The sequence below is a fragment of the Listeria ivanovii subsp. ivanovii genome, assembly GCF_900187025.1.
GTDB classification, from domain to species: Bacteria; Bacillota; Bacilli; order Lactobacillales; family Listeriaceae; genus Listeria; species Listeria ivanovii.
The window spans coordinates 933816-951115 of record NZ_LT906478.1; the positions used below are offsets into that span (position 1 = coordinate 933816).

19 protein-coding genes are annotated in these 17300 nt (G+C 35.6%); 13 read left to right on the forward strand and 6 right to left on the reverse strand.

All coding sequences use genetic code 11. From position 1 onward, the window contains the following. Positions 1-5 precede the first annotated feature (5 nt). Positions 6-1808 carry an HSP90 family protein gene (locus tag CKV67_RS04545; RefSeq protein ID WP_025279839.1) on the reverse strand — a complete coding sequence of 601 codons (1803 nt, stop codon included), beginning with the start codon at positions 1806-1808 and terminating at the stop codon, positions 6-8. 201 nt (positions 1809-2009) lie between these two features. Here CKV67_RS04545 and fri point away from each other — a divergent pair, with 201 nt between their 5' ends. From fri to CKV67_RS04565, 4 genes are all read left to right on the forward strand, one after another. Beyond that, positions 2010-2480: a non-heme iron-binding ferritin Fri gene (gene fri, locus CKV67_RS04550; protein WP_003719147.1), complete on the forward strand. Its 471-nt coding sequence runs from the start codon at positions 2010-2012 to the stop codon at positions 2478-2480. A 236-nt stretch (positions 2481-2716) separates the two neighbouring features. Then, positions 2717-3013 carry a HesB/YadR/YfhF family protein gene (locus tag CKV67_RS04555; RefSeq protein WP_014092368.1) on the forward strand — a complete coding sequence of 99 codons (297 nt, stop codon included), beginning with the start codon at positions 2717-2719 and terminating at the stop codon, positions 3011-3013. A gap of 120 nt (positions 3014-3133) precedes the next feature. Continuing rightward, positions 3134-4264 carry an MBL fold metallo-hydrolase gene (locus tag CKV67_RS04560; protein ID WP_014092369.1) on the forward strand — a complete coding sequence of 377 codons (1131 nt, stop codon included), beginning with the start codon at positions 3134-3136 and terminating at the stop codon, positions 4262-4264. 9 nt (positions 4265-4273) lie between these two features. Continuing rightward, the gene (locus CKV67_RS04565; RefSeq protein WP_014092370.1) at positions 4274-4501 is read left to right on the forward strand and encodes a DUF3006 domain-containing protein; all 228 of its coding nucleotides are present in this window, start codon (positions 4274-4276) and stop codon (positions 4499-4501) included. Positions 4502-4699: 198 nt separating this feature from the next. On the opposite strand, the gene CKV67_RS04570 is transcribed toward CKV67_RS04565, so the two are convergent. Together CKV67_RS04570 and CKV67_RS04575 are read right to left on the reverse strand one after the other, a co-directional pair. Beyond that, entirely contained in the window at positions 4700-5917 is a 1218-nt protein-coding gene (locus CKV67_RS04570; RefSeq protein ID WP_025279840.1) for a CynX/NimT family MFS transporter, read from the reverse strand. After that, entirely contained in the window at positions 5914-6603 is a 690-nt protein-coding gene (locus tag CKV67_RS04575; protein WP_025279841.1) for a FadR/GntR family transcriptional regulator, read from the reverse strand. The genes CKV67_RS04570 and CKV67_RS04575 overlap by 4 nt, the downstream gene beginning before the upstream one ends. A gap of 118 nt (positions 6604-6721) precedes the next feature. Here CKV67_RS04575 and CKV67_RS04580 point away from each other — a divergent pair, with 118 nt between their 5' ends. Next, positions 6722-7768 carry an AI-2E family transporter gene (locus tag CKV67_RS04580; protein ID WP_014092372.1) on the forward strand — a complete coding sequence of 349 codons (1047 nt, stop codon included), beginning with the start codon at positions 6722-6724 and terminating at the stop codon, positions 7766-7768. 8 nt (positions 7769-7776) lie between these two features. Here the strand turns inward: CKV67_RS04580 and CKV67_RS04585 are convergent, their stop codons facing one another. Then, complete coding sequence (locus CKV67_RS04585) at positions 7777-8688, reverse strand: alpha/beta hydrolase (RefSeq protein WP_014092373.1); 912 nt, start codon at positions 8686-8688, stop codon at positions 7777-7779. A gap of 19 nt (positions 8689-8707) precedes the next feature. After that, positions 8708-9529, reverse strand: a complete 822-nt coding sequence (locus CKV67_RS04590) for an alpha/beta hydrolase (protein WP_014092374.1) — start codon at positions 9527-9529, stop codon at positions 8708-8710. 156 nt (positions 9530-9685) lie between these two features. Between CKV67_RS04590 and CKV67_RS04595 the strand changes: the two genes are divergently transcribed. The 4 genes from CKV67_RS04595 (at position 9686) to CKV67_RS04610 (ending at position 11871) form a co-directional block, all read left to right on the forward strand. Further along, positions 9686-10144, forward strand: coding sequence for a DUF4064 domain-containing protein (locus tag CKV67_RS04595; protein ID WP_014092375.1), 459 nt, complete (start codon positions 9686-9688; stop codon positions 10142-10144). A gap of 93 nt (positions 10145-10237) precedes the next feature. Continuing rightward, the gene (locus CKV67_RS04600) at positions 10238-10462 is read left to right on the forward strand and encodes a hypothetical protein (RefSeq protein WP_014092376.1); all 225 of its coding nucleotides are present in this window, start codon (positions 10238-10240) and stop codon (positions 10460-10462) included. A 230-nt stretch (positions 10463-10692) separates the two neighbouring features. Next, positions 10693-11007 (forward strand): lmo0954 family membrane protein, encoded by a 315-nt coding sequence (locus CKV67_RS04605; protein WP_014092377.1) that lies wholly within the window; start codon positions 10693-10695, stop codon positions 11005-11007. Positions 11008-11022: 15 nt separating this feature from the next. Then, positions 11023-11871 (forward strand): PspA/IM30 family protein, encoded by an 849-nt coding sequence (locus CKV67_RS04610; RefSeq protein ID WP_014092378.1) that lies wholly within the window; start codon positions 11023-11025, stop codon positions 11869-11871. Between the two features lie 71 nt (positions 11872-11942). Here CKV67_RS04610 and CKV67_RS04615 read toward each other — a convergent pair whose 3' ends face one another. Further along, entirely contained in the window at positions 11943-12281 is a 339-nt protein-coding gene (locus tag CKV67_RS04615) for a winged helix-turn-helix transcriptional regulator (protein WP_014092379.1), read from the reverse strand. Positions 12282-12394: 113 nt separating this feature from the next. Between CKV67_RS04615 and CKV67_RS04620 the strand changes: the two genes are divergently transcribed. From CKV67_RS04620 to nagA, 4 genes are all read left to right on the forward strand, one after another. Further along, positions 12395-13450, forward strand: a complete 1056-nt coding sequence (locus tag CKV67_RS04620) for an LLM class flavin-dependent oxidoreductase (protein ID WP_014092380.1) — start codon at positions 12395-12397, stop codon at positions 13448-13450. Positions 13451-13465: 15 nt separating this feature from the next. Then, positions 13466-14032: an NADPH-dependent FMN reductase gene (locus CKV67_RS04625; protein ID WP_025279842.1), complete on the forward strand. Its 567-nt coding sequence runs from the start codon at positions 13466-13468 to the stop codon at positions 14030-14032. Positions 14033-14203: 171 nt separating this feature from the next. Continuing rightward, on the forward strand, positions 14204-15664 hold the full coding sequence (locus tag CKV67_RS04630) for a MucBP domain-containing protein (protein WP_014092382.1): 1461 nt from the start codon (positions 14204-14206) through the stop codon (positions 15662-15664). A 498-nt stretch (positions 15665-16162) separates the two neighbouring features. Beyond that, entirely contained in the window at positions 16163-17296 is a 1134-nt protein-coding gene (gene nagA, locus CKV67_RS04640) for an N-acetylglucosamine-6-phosphate deacetylase (protein WP_014092383.1), read from the forward strand. Positions 17297-17300 lie beyond the last annotated feature (4 nt).

Here is a 17300-nt window from a genome sequence, read left to right on the forward strand (position 1 = left end):
GCCTCCTATAGCATGTCTAATATACGTATCATATTTTGATTCATTAATTCCATTTCTTTTCGTTTAAGCGGGTAATGGCCAAGTAGTAATGCTTGAATATATAGCACATTCACAATAACACTTAGTTCATCGACTGATTTTCCAGATGTAAATAGTCGTTTAATTAACTCGTTATCTAAATTTAAATATAAATGAGCGAGCGGGGCAGGTGCTTGTTCTTTTTGAATGCTCTCCAGAATGTCACTAAAAACAGAACTAGATTCTTCCACTGCACGCTCCATTTCGCGAGTCGCTTGTGTAGCAGTAGAATGAATGAAGATAATGGGTAAGTTTTTTGGTTCAAAATGCTTAATTGCCACATCTGCATCAAATTCTGCCATCATTGCATTCATTTCCATTAAAATTGGTTGATAGGTAGTTTCTTCTTCTAATGTCATTGGTAAAAGTTTATCCGTCATTTCTTCGGGCTGAATTAAAACAAACTTTGTATTATCAAGTAAATGATTTAACTGTCCTAAAATCGGCGTATCATAAGAGTAGCCACCATTTATTAAGGTCATTCCGCTAGAACGAGCAATATCCGCCATTTGTCTGAAATCATCCACAGAAAACGTGTAATAAATGGTTGTTTCCGTTTTCAAAATATCTGCTAACTTTTCCTCCCCATTTAAAGTTTTAAAAGTTAAATAAGGATAAATCAGTTTTAAAAATGGCGCATCTTCACTTGCTAGTGCTTTAAAACCAAGATAATGCGTCATTAGTAATTTCGTTAGCGCTTTTTCTGGTAATGTTTCGATACCCATTTTTAACGCTGCTCCAAGTTCAGCAGCCACGGTTGTTAAACGCTCATTTTTATAAAATGATTCCCGAGAAGCCACAGGTTGAAGTTCATCTGTCCAAAGCACACATTCAGCGAAAAACGCCCAATCTGGCAGAACATTATTCGCCTCACTAGTAACAAACATATTATTTAAAAATACGGTTTGTTTTCGAACGGCATTCATTTGCACAGTATATGGAATCATATAAGCAATTCCAAAAGTCCGGCCAGAATCATTTTCTATTAAAAAGTAATCTTCAAAACGTATTCCAAGGATATGCTCTCCGTAATGAATAATTTGCTCTCTAGAAAGATTGTGTAAAGTCTCTTTATTAGCAAACTGTTTTGTCCATTCATTTATTCTTTCTTCATAACCGTCTTTTTCTATTAATATAGTACTTTCTAAAGAGGAACCGTATTTTTTAAGAGTGTTCATTAAGTATTCAGTTTCCTCACATTCAGGATGTTCTTCTAGACCAGCTCGGAGGCGCAAATATACTTGCGTTCCAGGCTCACGTGTTTCCGTGTCTAATTTTCGAACAGAATAAGTTCCATCCGCTTTTCCGCGCCATTCGGTCGTTTCATTATTTTTTTTTGAAGTGGAAATCATCACAATTTCATCACTCACAATAAAACAAGAAAGTAAGCCAATTCCAAATCGTCCAATAAAATCATTTGCTTCCTGTCCATCAAATGTCTTTTCTCCTTTGGATGAGTTAGCGATAGTTGCAAAGAAAGCGTGAACTTCTTCTTCCGTTAATCCAATACCGTTATCTTCTAAAATCAATGTTTTTTCAGCCGGTTTACCAGACAAAGAAACATGGATTTCTCCTTCTATTTCTGGTTCTAATTTTTTCCTAGCTCTAATCGCATCGGTAGCATTTTGCAATAATTCCCGAATATACACATCTTTTTCATCATATAAGTGATTAGAGAGGATATCAATCATACCAGCTAAATTCACTTGAAAGCGGTGAGTATAATCCATAAACATGTCCTCCTAGTTGAATAATTCTAGCTTTTATTCTATCATAAAAGAGTAGGTAAAAGCTGTGAACATTTTAAGAAATGTTTAATAAAAAAAATCAGTGGTAAATACTTTGTGATGGTTTCCACACTGGACATGGGGAACGAAATAGATTATACTTATTATTAAGTGATAATCATTATAAATAGGAGGAAGATAAATATGAAAACAATCAATTCAGTAGACACAAAGGAATTTTTGAATCATCAAGTAGCGAACTTAAACGTATTCACGGTAAAAATTCATCAAATCCACTGGTATATGAGAGGGCACAACTTCTTCACTTTACATGAAAAAATGGACGATTTATATAGTGAATTCGGTGAACAAATGGATGAAGTAGCAGAACGTTTGCTAGCGATTGGTGGCAGTCCGTTTTCCACTTTAAAAGAGTTCTTAGAAAATGCAAGCGTGGAAGAAGCTCCATATACTAAACCAAAAACAATGGATCAATTAATGGAAGATTTAGTTGGTACACTGGAATTACTTAGAGACGAATATCAACAAGGTATTGAACTAACTGACAAAGAAGGCGACAATGTAACAAACGATATGTTAATTGCCTTCAAAGCAAGCATTGATAAACATATCTGGATGTTCAAAGCTTTCTTAGGGAAAGCACCATTAGAATAAATTATGTAAAACTGTGTGGAGATTTTATTTCCACACAGTTTTTGGTATGTCCTGTTATAGTACAATAATATCATTTTTAAATTGTTTTAATACAACTTGGTTTGAAAAATCATAGAAAGAGGTATATTAACTTCATAACAAAAAGCAGAAAAAGTGAATTCAAACGAAAAATCTGCTATTCTTGAGTAACATAGAACGGAATTTCCGTACAAAAATTTGGAACGAGGAGTGATCGCATGAATATCGAGGTAACGGACCAAGCAAATAAATGGTTCCATGATGAATTTAATGTAGCAAATGGCAATGGAATCCGACTTTTCGCCAAGTATGGTGGTTCAAATAGCTCCTTACACCCTGGTTTCTCCATTGGTTTAACCGCCGAAAAGCCGCAAGAAGCAGCAGTTTCAGAGAAAAAGGAAGATTTAGTTTTCTTCATTGAAGACCATGATTATTGGTACTTTAAAGATCATGATTGGAAAATTGACTATGAACCAAAAACCGAAGAAGTCTCATTTTCTTTTAAAGAAAAGTAAAATGAGACTAACATAAATTACCGTATGTAATCCATTTGATTTCATACGGTTTTTGTTTTAAAAAAGCCTTTACTGTTTTCTTGCTGTTTGCTATTCTACTAAGAGAGCAGGAGGAATAGTATGACAAAGAAATTAGTAATATGTATCAGTATAATCGCGTTATTTTTAGGCGGTTGCAGTTTTTCAGATCAATCAGAAAATACGTCTAATGTGACAGAAAAAACATTAACAGGAGCAGAATTCCAGTTTTTTGATGTTGGACAGGGTGATAGTACACTTATTCAGTCAGAAGATGGAACTACTATCCTGATTGATACAGGCAGACAAGATGATGACCGAATTTTAACCTATTTAAAAGAAGCGAAAGTGGAGAAGATAGACTTATTGTTGCTGACACACCCACATGCAGACCATATTGGCAATGCAGATAAAGTAATTGCTACATATAAACCAAAAGAAATCTGGATGGACGGACTGACTTTTTCCAGTAGTATTTACGAAAAGGTCATTGACGCGGCACTTGCTTCTGATGCGACTTATAAAGAACCAAGACGCGGTGATAAAGCTTCATTTGGCCCATTTGATTTGACAGTCCTCAGTCCGGACAAATTAGAAAATGATGCTAACAATGATTCGATAGCGGTGAAAATATCTTATAAAGACATTTCAGCTATTTTCACTGGAGATGCGGAAAAAGGGCGTGAAAAAGAAATGGCCGAGAGTGGTGCTAATTTGGAAGCCGATATTTTGGATTTAGGGCATCATGGTTCCTCTACATCTAATCAGCCTTTTTTCTTAGATAAAGTAAATCCGCAAGTGGCTGTTTATTCTGCAGAACTTGCGAACAGTTATGGTCACCCACACATAGAGGTACTAGAATGGCTAAAAGATCGTGATATCCAAACATATGGAACCGATGTAAATGGCACTGTTACAATCGAAACAGATGGTGAAAAGATCCATGTGCAAACTGAAAAAGATGGGACACCCAAACCTGGGAGTAGCTACAACAAAGAAAATAGTACGCAAAAAACTGAAGACGCAACTTCCGAAGAATTACCAGAAACAATCAATATTAATACGGCCTCTAGCGAAGAACTGGAACTATTACCACTTATTGGCCCTGCACTTGCAGAGAAAATTATCGCGGAACGCCCCTATCAATCAATTGAGGACTTGAAAAAAATTAACGGCATTGGCGATGGAATCGTGCGACAAATAAAAGAACAAGGCATTGCCGTCACAAAGTAGGTGATTAGTTTGAAAAAAGCGATTTTAGATAGAATTGAGGAGGGGAGAGCAGTTTTTCTGCTAGAGCCAGATAATACGGAATGGGTAGTAGAACAAACAAGTCTGGATGAGGCAATAAAAGAAGGGGATGTAGTCATTATTTCCGGTACAAATGAAATAACAAAACAACCCCAAGAAACAGAAGCTATGAAAAAACGTATTGCTGAAAAACTAGAAAAACTCCGTGGGAAAAACTGAGAAAAACTTTGTTGAACTCTCATGAAATTATCATGTGCCTTTCAGCGCATTCTTTTTTAGAAAAGTTATTATATGTATAAGCTAACAACAAGCAAAACATTTTCATTTCTTTCCCTTTTTAGAATGAAAATCCCAAACTCCCTTTTAGCTAGTGCGGTTTACTCCCTTTTTCCGCACTAGTTTTTTTTATGCGTAAAATTATTTTTTCTTGGAGAATAAGAATTTATTTCGACCAGCATCTAGGCCGCAATACAGCATTAATAGGGAAATACCGATTAGCACAAATAAGGTTGGTTGCCAGCTACCTAGTAAATCGTGCAAAATTCCGAACAGAATCGGACCGGAAGCAGCAAATAAATAACCAATCGATTGTGCCATTCCTGACAAATCTGCTGATTCAGTAGCGCTTGTTGTTCGCAAATTGAAGAACATCATCGAAAGACTGAATGACATCCCCGAACCAATACCATATAAAATAATAACTAGCGACAAAATAAATAAGTTCCCATTCGCAAACATAATCCCCAAAATCCCAATGAGAAATAGGGAAATAGAAATTCCGACAAGTAACTGTTGATTTTTCATTCGTCCAGCAATAATCGGAATAATGAAAGTAACAGGCATGACAGCAAATTGCATCAACGACAACATTAATCCACTAGAAGTACTTGATAAACCTTGTTCTGCTAAAATATTAGGCAACCAAGCAATCGAAATATAATAAATCGCTGACTGAGAACCCATAAACAGCGAAATTTTCCATGCGAGTGGTGCTTTCCAGACAGAAGTTGTCACTAAATGAGCTGCTATTTTTACCGTATTTTTCTGATTATATTTCAATTGAGGCAGCCAAATAATGAATGCCAAAACGCCTAAAAATGCCCAGAAAATCATACTTCCTCTCCAACTAAATGGATTATTCATTGCAATCGGCACCGTTAATCCAGCCGCAATCGCCGAACACAAATTCATCGAAATCGAATAAACCCCGGTCATTAGTCCCAATTTAAATGGAAATTCTTTTTTTATTAAACTAGGTAAAAGTACATTCCCAACCGCAATCGCTAGTCCGATTAAAAAAGTACCCACAAATAAGTTTCCCATTCCTCCAAAGGGACGAAGAAAACTGCCGATAACTAGTGTTAAAAGGGCAATAAAAAGCAATACTTCGATTCCTAAAGAGCGACTAAGTTTAGAAACAAACGGTGATAAACCAGCAAATGCCAGAAGTGGGATAGTTGTAAGCAGTCCGGCCATCGCATTAGTCAAATGTAAATCAGATTGAATCATTCCCATTAGTGGGCCAACAGAGGTAATAGGTGTTCGTAAATTTGCAGCAATTAAAATAATCCCAATAATAAGCATTACCTTACTTGGACGAGTAAGGATTTTTTCTTTCGTTAAATCTACATTCATTTTTTTGCTCCATTCTTTGTAGCAACTTGTTGGAAGTAGGTAATATATTCCGTTACTTCATGTGCTGCACTTTCCTTATTTCGTTCTGTTATAGCTGCTATAAGTGCCGTATGACCATGATGTTTATTTTCGCTCGGATTAATCTCTGTAGTACTCGTAATCGAAAACTGGATATCTTCCAAAATATTTGCATACATATCAAGTAGTAATTTATTATGAGCTGCTTTTACAATCGCTAAATGTAAAGAAGCATCAGCTGTTACAAACATAGAGAGATCTTTTTTAGTGCTTGCATCTAGGCAGAGTTGCATAAATTTGTTCATCTCTTGTAAATCGTGTTCTGTACGACGTGTGCAGGCTAAAATAACAGCCTCTCGATCAAGCGCATGCCTGATTTCCAGTATTTCTTGCACAGAAGATTCCTGCATACGTTTTTGCAAAATGGCCTTAAGTTCACTATCATTCCTGACGAAAGTGCCATCGCCTTGTTTGGTTTCCAGTAGTCCAATATGAGCAAGGGCGCGAATAGCTTCACGAAGCGTATTTCGACTAACACCAAATTGAGACATTAAATCAGCTTCTTTAGGAATACGTTCGCCAATTTCCCATGTCCCATTGGTAATTTCGCCTTTAATTTGCTCATAAACTTGTTCAGCAAGCGATTTTCGTTCTAATTTTTCTACCATATTTTCCATTCCCTTCAAAGGTAGGATGATTGGTTTTATTTTACAAACAATTAGTGTTTTTGTAAACCTTATTTTTTGAATTATGATAGAATAGAGAAAGAAAAGGGCTGGTGAGAAGATGAATTGGTTAGAAAGATTAAAAGAGAATAACACGGCAAGGCGGGTGTTAGTGTTTGTCCTGATTGGGATTGTGCTCTATTTACTAAGAAGCATGATTGATTTAATATTGTTAACATTTATTTTTGCTTTTTTAGTTACTCGATTAGAGAATGTTATTTTAAAAAGAGTTCGAATACCGAGAAAGTTAATCGTGATTGTCTTGTACACACTAGTCGCGGTATTTTTATATATCGCTATCGTGCATTTTTTACCAATACTAATAGACCAAATCTCTCAGTTAGTGAATTCATTAGTAAAAATCTATAATAACCCAAGTGATAATACAGTTGTAAAATGGGTTGTTGGATTTTTGAAAGAATCCAATATTCAAAAGTACTTACAAACTGGAGTTGATTTTATCATTGCCTCGCTTTCGGGGATTGGTTCCGTTGGCTTATCTTTCTTTTTAGCACTAATTCTTAGTTTGTTTTTCTCACTCGAAAAAGAACGGGTTACTTCTTTTACAGGTCAATTTTTAACGAGTAAAGTTGGATTTATTTTCAAAGAAGCTGCTTTTTTTGGAAAGAAATTTGTTGCAACTTTTGGTGTTGTACTAGAGGCTCAATTGATGATTGCCCTCGTAAATACGATTATTACAACGATTGCGTTATATTTAATGGATTTCCCGCAATTACTTAGTTTGTCGATAATGGTCTTTGTGTTAGGGTTGATTCCAGTAGCAGGGGTAATTATTTCCTGTGTGCCCCTTGTACTCATTGCATATACAGTTGGCGGATTCCAAGATGTATTTTATATTCTTCTAACAGTCGTTATTGTCCATGCAATCGAAACGTATATTTTAAATCCAAAGTTAATGTCATCAAAAACAAACCTGCCTGTTTTCTATACCTTTATTGTTTTGATTTTTTCGGAAACATTTTTCGGTGTATGGGGACTGATTGTTGGGATTCCAGTATTTGTATTCTTACTAGATATTTTGGATGTGAGAAATGCAGAAGATAAAGAAAAACGAACGATATTTGGACGTAAGAAAAAAGTAGATTAAGCGCATGCTTAGTCTACTTTTTCTGTTTCCCATAAAAAATTTGCTACTTTTGTATCGACATCATTATTTTCATGGAGCTTGCTATGTGCAGCATTTTTACCAGTAAAAATTTTTTCCTCGTAACTTGCTACTTGGTTTTCAAAAATAAATTTACCTGAAAGGGCGCTAGCAACAGAAACACTTCCATCACTTTTAGTACCATCCAATGTGTCGCCAGCTATATTTAATACTTGTAAATTAGAAGGGATATTTTGTTTGTTTTTCATGAATTCACTGTAGCGTTCAGAAGATTGTTTTGGTCCATCATCCGTTAAGTCATAAGCTGTAACACCGTCGTCACCAATAACCAGGCCATTAAGTGGTGCACCGATTAAAACTAATTTTTCAAGAACTGGGTAAGTTTTGTCATTACCTATTTTTTCAATATAGTTTGTTAAGCTAACGCCACCCATGGAATGACCGAGCGCATTCACTTTTTCAATGTGATAATTATTTTTAAGTTCTTTCATAACATTTTCTATCCATAAAGTTTGGTTGACCATGGAACTTTTATTATCTTCAAAAATGACTTGAATGGTCGGATTATGGCTGAATTTATCATAAGTCCCAGTTGTAGATACTTTACCATCAGCAGCCACAGTCATAACAAGTGATTTTGTTACGGAACCATCACTTGCAAAACGATCAATCATTCCTCCAAGTGAATTCGCTGTTCCTGAATACCCGTGAACAAAAAGCGTTGGAACTGCTATTTCTGATACAGGTTTCGTTTCTTTAGCAGTCGTATCTTTTTTCTTTGCTTCAGCAGTTCTTGTATCGGTATTTATAGTTTTTTTAGTCGGTTCGAAGTGAAGGAAAATCACACCGAATCCTGTAATAATAACGGTAAGCAGCATAATGCTGATAATAAATTTTTTCATCATAAACTTCCTTTAACTTTTATTTCTGTCCCCATAAAAAATCGCCTACATATTTATCTACAACCGTTGATTCATGCATGCTACTGTGGGTTGCTTGGGGACCTTTAATCACATGAGTAATCACTTTTTGGTGGGTAAATAATTTTTGCCCATATAACACACTGTCTAATTTTACTTCACCGTCACTATTCGAACCATCTTCCAAGTTACCGCCAATAATCATAATTTCCGTATTTGTTGGTAAAACTTTGGCCATTTTTTCAGCGAATTTTGCATGAACATTATTAGCATTTTTAATATCTACTTGTTGATCACCGTTAACATACTCTTCTGGATAAAATGGTACGGCTAGAAAAACAATTTTATTTACTTGCGGATAGGATTTATTTTTCTCATAACTTGCTAAGTAGGCAACCCAAGCACCACCGCCCATTGAGTGCCCGACTGCATTAAACTTTTTGATCCCGTAGTTTTGTTGTAAATAGGACATGACTTTTTTTGTCCACATCGATTGTTGAGGCAAAGTGGCACGATTATCCTCAAAGACAATATTTATAAGCGGGTTTTTAGCTGATTTATCATAAGTTCCTGTAGTAGAAATATTGCCATCTGGACTCACATTTACCGTTAATGTTTCAGTGCCCCAGTCATATTTTTGATCTAAGCGCCGTATCATTCCGTGAAGTGAGCGGTCTGTTCCTCGGTAACCATGAATAAAAATGGTTGGAATGGAATCATTCGCTGCTTTTGGATAAGAAGTATTGATAGTGAGTAGTATGAATATTGCTCCAACTAAACAGCCTAATGGTAAGATAATGGAGAAGAACACACGCTTTAGCATTATTTTACGCTCCTTTATATTTCGTTATGAACAAATTATACATTTTTTTGGTTGAAAACGCACGACTGGTCTTCTTTATCAAGGAAATTAAAGGTTTATTCTCATGAAAACATATAGTATACTGGAAAAATAAGTAAAGAAACGGGGGTATATAAAATGATTAAACGAACAGGTGAAATAGTACTCGCTATTATCGGTCTTGTTTTTAGTGTATTAATGCAAGCAGCTATTGCTACTATAGGTTTTTTAATGGTAAATGGTTCTAACGCCAAAGATGGATTAACTACGTATTATAATAATTACTACCAAACAATGACAGAATGGGAAATCCCCAAAAATGATATTCCCGATGCTGACCGGGTTTTGGATTTTGTACATACATTGTCTTGGGTAGCTTTGTCAGGTGGGATAATTACTTTAGCACTTGGTATTGCTGGCATTTTCTACATTATTAATAATAAAAAACCAGTATTTTCTGGATTTGCATTTTTAGCAGCGGGAATTGTAACATTGGTCTCAACCATATTGATTGGTTTTTTCCCAGCACTGCTATTGGTGATTGCCGCAATGCTTTGTTTTATCCGTAAACCAAAGAATAGCTTTTCGGGATTTTAAATGGAAAGGAGTTTGGGTTGTTCAAGCTCCTTTTTGTTTTATCTTCCTTTTTTTAGGGAATAAAATAGTGGATTTCAAGAGGAGGTTGATAGTGTGAAAAATAAAGTTGGTATTATTGCTGGAACAATTGCTGGTGTCGTAACTTGCGTAGCGATTTATGTGGTGAAAAAACAACAGCCACCTACTCCCTTTGATGAGGTAAATGATATTCGAACACGTTACGATGATGCAAATGCTTCGGAAACAGAATTAGAAGAAGCTAATATGGTTTCAGAAGGCGCGGTTTCGTCCATCCAATACGAAGAAAAGATTAAATAGGTCTTAAAGCAGTTTATTTCTTAGCTTTTGCGAGAAACAAACTGCTTTTTCCTTGGAATTCTTCCTTATTTTAGGCAAAATATGTTATCCTTTAGTTAGATAATAGGACTCAAGTTGTAGGTGAATTTCCTTCTACGGTGGGTTCTTCAAGTTGATACATAGGGTTATGATAGGTACAGTAATAAAAGAATAATAAATTAGCTACACATGGAAGTAAGGAGGTAGACGTATTGAGAGCAATATTGATTGGCGTATTAATAGTTTTACTGATTGGATTGATACTTACCGTACTATGGCCAGCAATTATGGCTGCTATTGGTGCAGTACTTGGCTTTTGGTCTTTGAAGAAACTTCTCGAAGCAAGATCTTTAGGAGAAAAAATTATTTACGGTATTTTAATTGGCGTTGGTGCCTTAATCATTCTAGCTAACTTAAAAGGAATTTTAGTTGTCGCAATCATTGGAGCAATTATTTACTTCCTAACTAGAAATAAAAATAAACCTAGAAAAAATGATGATGTATTTGATTACCCATACAATAAATAATTGGAGGAGAAAAAAATGGCAAACCTTTTTGAAAAAATGAAACAATGGAATAAAGAAGTCAGTGAAAAAATTGAGAAACGTGAAGAAAAACGTCGTAATTCAGTAAGTTACTATATGGATAAAACCAAACAAGAAATGAAAGATGCAGAACGTATGGTGGAAAAACAACGTGAATTAAAATCTCTTTTCTATAAAGAATATAAAGAAATGGAAGTTTATGTTGAAAAACGCCGTCACCAAGCTAACATTGCGAAAGAAGCTGGTGAAACAAAACTTGCTGATTTTGCTTTAGAAGAAGTGGCGCAATATGAAGAACAACTACAAGCAACCAAAGCTCACTACGAACAAGCATCTGAACAACTTGAAAAACTAGAACTTCGTATGCACGAAATGAGATTAAAATGGAAAAATCTTAAAACACAACATTTAGCTGAAATGGCTGAAAAGAATGCCACTGAAACTTCCGAAAAAATGGATAAAGTTATCCATGATATGAGCTGGGGTAGTGTGAGTGATTACCATGAAGCACAAAAACAACGCGACTTAGCAGAAGAGGCCGAGAAAAAAGCAGACATGAGTAAAGAACTCTCCCAATCATTTGACGATTTAATGGATGAATTAGAAAAGAAAACGAAGAAAAGTAAAGAAGTTATCAAAGATAAAGCGCAAAACTTTACTACAATGGTAGATGAAATTATTGAACGTGAAAAACAAAATTTCAAAAAAACAGAAAGAGCCTCTATGGAAGATCAATTGAATGAACTTGAAAAAGAAGCAGCAAAAGAAGAACCTAAAAAAGAAGAAAAAGAAGTGCTTATCCCAGAATTAGAAAAGAAAGACGAAACGAAAGAAGACGATAAGTAAAAAAGGCACAGAACGAAAGCTCTGTACCTCGGACTGTAAGTGAAATGAGAAATCATTTTGCTTACATTTTTTTATTCTGCTGTAGCTTTATTTTTGCGCATGGTATGATTTGTTCCCCAATCATGCATTGCAGTTAGAATTGGTTCCAAGCTTTTACCGTATTCTGAAATAGAATATTCCACTTTTGGAGGAACTTCTGGATAGACTTTGCGAATGATTATATCCTCTTTTTCCAGTTCGCGTAATTGATTGGTTAACATTTTTTGCGTAATACCAGGAACACGACGTTTTAATTCACTAAATCGCTTCGTTCCGTCTTGTAGTAAAATGAGTAAAATAATCGGTTTCCATTTACCCACAATGATTCCAAGTGCATCATCCACACGGCATAATTCTGGTTTTAATTCCAATCTTATCCCTCCATGGTATCTTTTAGTATACTATACCACTATTAAGTAAGTACTTCCAATAAGAACTGTTTCGATTTATACTTAGAACAACAAGTACGAAAGGGTGGATGACAATGAATAATTATCGTATAAATGATAAAAATGGCATGGAATTTGGTTTGTATACTCTTGGCGATCATATGCCAAACCCGCAGACAGGAGAAAGAATTTCGGCACAGCAACGTTTAAAAGAAATTATCGAAACCGCAACTTTGGCAGAACAAGCAGGAATTGATTTTTATAGCGTTGGGGAAAGCCATCAAGAATATTTCGTAACGCAAGCTCATGCAGTTGTTCTGGCAGCAATCGCACAAGCAACAGAAAAAATAAAAGTGGCTAGTTCCGCCACTATCCTTAGCACATCAGATCCAGTACGTGTTTTTGAAAACTTCGCCACACTAGATTTAATTTCCAATGGACGGGCGGAATTGATTGCAGGGCGTGCATCTCGAATTGGTTTGTTTGATTTACTGGGTTATGACTTGCAAGATTATGAAGCACTTTTTGAAGAAAAATTTGATTTATTACTACAAATCAGTAGACAAGAACGAGTTAATTGGCATGGGAAGTTTCGTGCGCCGCTTAATGATGCGCAAATTTTACCTCGTCCATTAAATAGTTCTATGCCAATTTGGCGGGCTGTTGGTGGACCGCCAGCGAGCGCTATTAAGGCTGGTATTGCAGGTGTTCCAATGTCAATCGCTACCCTTGGTGGCCCAGCAAGTATTTTTAAACGCTCAATTGATGCTTACCGAGAGGCAGCGAATCGAAGTGGTTATGATGCAAGTGAGCTTCCAGTTGCAGTTACAGGTTTATTCTATGTGGCTGAAACAACTCAGCTTGCACAACGAGAAGTTTATCCTCATATTAATGAAGGCATGAAACTAAGCAATGGTTCTGGGTTTCCAAAGCAAACCTTCGCACAAGGAGCTAGTGTGAAAGATGTCTTAAACGTTGGGAGTCCGCAACAAATCATTGAAAAAATTCTTTATCAACATGAACTTTTCGGACATCAACGTTATATGGCTCAACTTGATTTTGGTGGCGTTCCTTTTCATAAAATAATGGAAAATATCGAACTAATAGGAAATGAAATTCTTCCTGCAGTAAAAAAATATACAGCTAAATAATAGGAGGGCTAACTCATGAAATTAGTAGCATTATCAGGGTCTAACGTAGGTTCTAAAACAAGAACAGCGATGAATTATACCGTTGCAGAACTCAAAACAAAATACCCAGATATGGAAGTCATATTAATTGATCTTGCTGATTATAAAATAGATTTTAGTGATGGAAGAAATTATTTAGAATATCAAGGTGACACTGGTTTTGTAACCAAAAAGCTGATGGAGGCAGATGCGATTATCATTGGAACCCCAATTTTTCAAGCTTCCATTCCAGGTTCACTCAAAAATATATTTGACCTGCTTCCAGTAAATGCATTTCGGAATAAAGTGGTGAGTATGCTTGTGACAGCAGGATCCGCGAAACATTACCTTATTGCTGAATATGGATTAAAGCCCATTTTAGCATATATGAAGGCTCAAATTGTTCCGACGTATGTCTTCATTGAGGAAAAAGACTTTGTGAGAAAAGAAATTGTAGAAGATGATGTGCTATTTCGAATCGAGCGCTTAGTAGAAGATACCGTTCTTTTGACAAGTACTTATACGCAATTAAGATTAGAACAAGAAGCTAAATATGATTTTTAGTCTATTAAAGTAGTTTGGCGGGTAAGTGCTGAATTCCTTTGTTTTTTACAAAAAATTAGTTAAAAGTAAGAAGTTTAACACTTCGCAAAGTCAGGTATTATATTAATAGGCAAAAATTTACCAGTATAAATTTGATAGAGAAGGAACAATTTAAGAAAGGAGGGTAACCATATGAAAAAAAGAATTTTTCGTTACGTGTTTGTAAGTATGTTATTATTTACGGGTTTATTAGTGGGAAGTTCATCTGTTCATGCTGCTGAAATGGACTCTAGCACCATTGCGTATGATTATGTCGATGTGAATACATTAACCAAGGAACAAAAGGATAGTATTATAAAAGGGACTCCGAACGAAATACATAAAAATGATTACGAAACCTATCAATTTGTTTATCAAAAAAATTCTTCACAAGCAGCTACTAATTCAGTGGATAATCCATCTGGGAATAATCAATTATTGAAAACAGGTGATTCAGGAACTAATATTTTTTTAATTATTCTTGGGCTTCTGCTCGTTGGAGGTGGCATTAGTCTGTTTGCTTGGAAAAGGGGGCGTGGCAAACAGTTTTTATTATTCTTGGTGGTGTTTGGGGGGAGTAGCATACTTGCTGGCTCAATTGTTCAAGCCGCAGAATCTAGTAGCTTAAAACCAGAAGAAAAAGTAGTTTCATCAAAAGGAGTCAAAGAAACAAAAAAACCAGAAAGTATCCCTGGCTACACTTATGTTGGATATCTTCATACAGTGAAAAATGATAATCTACCTGCACCTATTCAAAAAGGAAAAGTTATCGTGAATTATCAAGATGAAAAAGGGACTTCTATAGCACCAAGTGAAACACTAGAAGGCGATATCGGTCAACCCTATCAAATTTTAGCAAAAGAAATTACTGGTTATGAAGAAAAAGAAGTGGAAGGAAATACTACTGGAACGTATATGAAAGAGACACAAACAGTAGTTTGCATTTATGAAAAACTGCCAATTGCAGCTGCTAATGTAATGGTCAATTATTTGGATGAAGACGGAAAGAAAATACATGATTCCCAAACAATTAGCGGTAATATAGGGGATAGTTATGATGCCTCCACACCTAGTTATCAATTAGAAATTGCTGGCTATACATTAGATAATGATAGGCTACCTAACAATGAAAAAGGCACGCTATCTGAGCAAACGCAAGAAGTGAATTATGTATACAGGAAAGAGTTGCAAGAGGTTACAATTACGATTAGGTTTGTTGATCGCGATGATAATCCGTTTGTACTAGATGATTTAACTACCTATAAAGATGGTTCGCTAGTTCCGCTTTATCCAAACTTAGATCAGTACCACATGTTGTTAGATTATAATCAGCAAGTATACAATCAAGGCGAGCAAGTACCTGATATTGTATTGGATAGCAAAGAAGGAGAAACGTATTCCTTACCAGAAAAAATGACATTTAGTATTTTAGATAATCAAGGAAATCCAGTGGATTATGTGGCTTCACCAAATGCAAATAATAGTGTCAGTGGAATTAGGTATTGGCAAAACTATCGCAGTACTCCAGCTAATCGTGAAGGAACTCTAACTTCTGAGGATATAGTGGTTACTTATCAAATTCTTAGATATGGTATTCTTATTCCCGCACCATAAGGCGATTTAGAAGATACTAAAATGTAAGGCAATTGCAAGTGCAAACTGATGTTTTGTATTGTGACCTTCTATATAATCATGAATAGGAGGTCAATGTTATGGAAAATAACAACTTGGAAAACAAATTTTGCAACTCTTGTCATCGTTTTAACCCTATTAGCATTGGTTTTAGTAATCTGGATAGAAAGTATTTTTGTATCATATGTTTTTTTTAATTTTACTGACAAGCGGTTTTATTACTAGTGCTATTGGTATTTTTAGTAAGAAAGAGAAAAATCTATTAGACTAATAGTGATTTTTATTATTTTTGGTTTAACAGCGGAAGGTATTTAGAATTTAACGGATATTATGATAATTAAAAAGCAGGAGCCCTAACAGGTTCCTATTTTTTTGCTTATTTTTATCTTTTCGGGGTAAATAGGAAAAGATAAGTTGCATTTTAATAGATACATGCTATAATAATTGGTATAGACCGATTTAACGAGGAGGCAAAATGTAATGGCTAATAAGGTAATTACAAACGCTACAATTTATACTGGTAAAGGGATTCTCGAAAACGCTTTTGTAAGATTTGACAAACAGATTCTAGAAGTTGGCTCTATGGCTAATTTTCAAGCAGATAAAACAGAAGAAGTTGTGGATGTGAAAGGACAAAAATTAGTTCCTGGATTTATAGATGTTCATTCTCATGGGGGCTATAGTTTTGACGCGATGGATGCAGATCCAGAAGCACTTAGAAAGCAAGTGAATGGCATGTTGAACGAAGGGATTACCACGTACTTCCCAACAACAATGACACAATCACATGAAAATATTGAAAAAGCATTGAAAGTAATCAATGAAGTAGCTCAAACCGAGCCTGTCATTGGTGGGATTCATTTAGAAGGACCATTTGTTTCGAAAGTTTTCAAAGGGGCGCAACCAGAAGAATACATCCAAGCGCCGGATTTGGAGCTTTTCAAAAAATGGTTTGCTATTTCTGGTGGCCTAATTAAATTAGTAACGTATGCTCCAGAACATGAAACTTCTGCTGATTTTGAAAATTTGTGTTTTGAACTAGGTGTTGTTCCAAGTATTGGACACTCTAATGATGTTCGTGAACACTTGAAAACTAGTAAAGCAACCCATGCAACTCATTTATATAATGCATGTCACCGAATGACACACCGCGAACCAGGTGTTCCAGGGCACGTTTTACTAGAACAAGGCATCAACGCTGAACTGATTGTTGACGGTATCCACGTGCACCCAGATATGGTGAAATTAGCTTATGAAATGAAAGGCGCAGAACATCTTTGCATCATTACTGATTCGATGCGCGCAAAAGGTATGCCAGAAGGAAAGTCTGAACTTGGTGGACAAACAGTTATTGTAAAAGATAAACAAGCGCGCTTAGAAGACGGAACACTTGCTGGTAGTGTACTAACTTATGACGATGGCTTCCGTAACATGATTAAATTTACCGGCTGTACGATAGAAGAAGCAGTTCTTATGTCTTCTGGAAATCAAGCACGTGAATTTAACCTAACACAAAAAGGTGCTATCCAAGCGGGTAAAGACGCTGATTTCAACATTTTAAACGATGATTTACAAATAACAGCAACCTATTCATTCGGAAAAAAACATTCTTGAGAGG

What these genes read in the sequence shown, in the direction of transcription:
- CKV67_RS04610 (WP_014092378.1), top strand. Translation starts at nt 11,023, where the DNA reads ATGGCAAACCTTTTTGAAAAAATGAAACAATGGAATAAAGAAGTCAGT.
- CKV67_RS04575 (WP_025279841.1), bottom strand. Translation starts at nt 6,603, where the DNA reads ATGGTAGAAAAATTAGAACGAAAATCGCTTGCTGAACAAGTTTATGAG.
- CKV67_RS04570 (WP_025279840.1), bottom strand. Translation starts at nt 5,917, where the DNA reads ATGAATGTAGATTTAACGAAAGAAAAAATCCTTACTCGTCCAAGTAAG.
- CKV67_RS04560 (WP_014092369.1), top strand. Translation starts at nt 3,134, where the DNA reads ATGACAAAGAAATTAGTAATATGTATCAGTATAATCGCGTTATTTTTA.
- CKV67_RS04590 (WP_014092374.1), bottom strand. Translation starts at nt 9,529, where the DNA reads ATGCTAAAGCGTGTGTTCTTCTCCATTATCTTACCATTAGGCTGTTTA.
- CKV67_RS04555 (WP_014092368.1), top strand. Translation starts at nt 2,717, where the DNA reads ATGAATATCGAGGTAACGGACCAAGCAAATAAATGGTTCCATGATGAA.
- nagA (WP_014092383.1), top strand. Translation starts at nt 16,163, where the DNA reads ATGGCTAATAAGGTAATTACAAACGCTACAATTTATACTGGTAAAGGG.
- CKV67_RS04545 (WP_025279839.1), bottom strand. Translation starts at nt 1,808, where the DNA reads ATGGATTATACTCACCGCTTTCAAGTGAATTTAGCTGGTATGATTGAT.
- CKV67_RS04630 (WP_014092382.1), top strand. Translation starts at nt 14,204, where the DNA reads ATGAAAAAAAGAATTTTTCGTTACGTGTTTGTAAGTATGTTATTATTT.
- fri (WP_003719147.1), top strand. Translation starts at nt 2,010, where the DNA reads ATGAAAACAATCAATTCAGTAGACACAAAGGAATTTTTGAATCATCAA.
- CKV67_RS04625 (WP_025279842.1), top strand. Translation starts at nt 13,466, where the DNA reads ATGAAATTAGTAGCATTATCAGGGTCTAACGTAGGTTCTAAAACAAGA.
- CKV67_RS04580 (WP_014092372.1), top strand. Translation starts at nt 6,722, where the DNA reads ATGAATTGGTTAGAAAGATTAAAAGAGAATAACACGGCAAGGCGGGTG.
- CKV67_RS04585 (WP_014092373.1), bottom strand. Translation starts at nt 8,688, where the DNA reads ATGAAAAAATTTATTATCAGCATTATGCTGCTTACCGTTATTATTACA.
- CKV67_RS04595 (WP_014092375.1), top strand. Translation starts at nt 9,686, where the DNA reads ATGATTAAACGAACAGGTGAAATAGTACTCGCTATTATCGGTCTTGTT.
- CKV67_RS04620 (WP_014092380.1), top strand. Translation starts at nt 12,395, where the DNA reads ATGAATAATTATCGTATAAATGATAAAAATGGCATGGAATTTGGTTTG.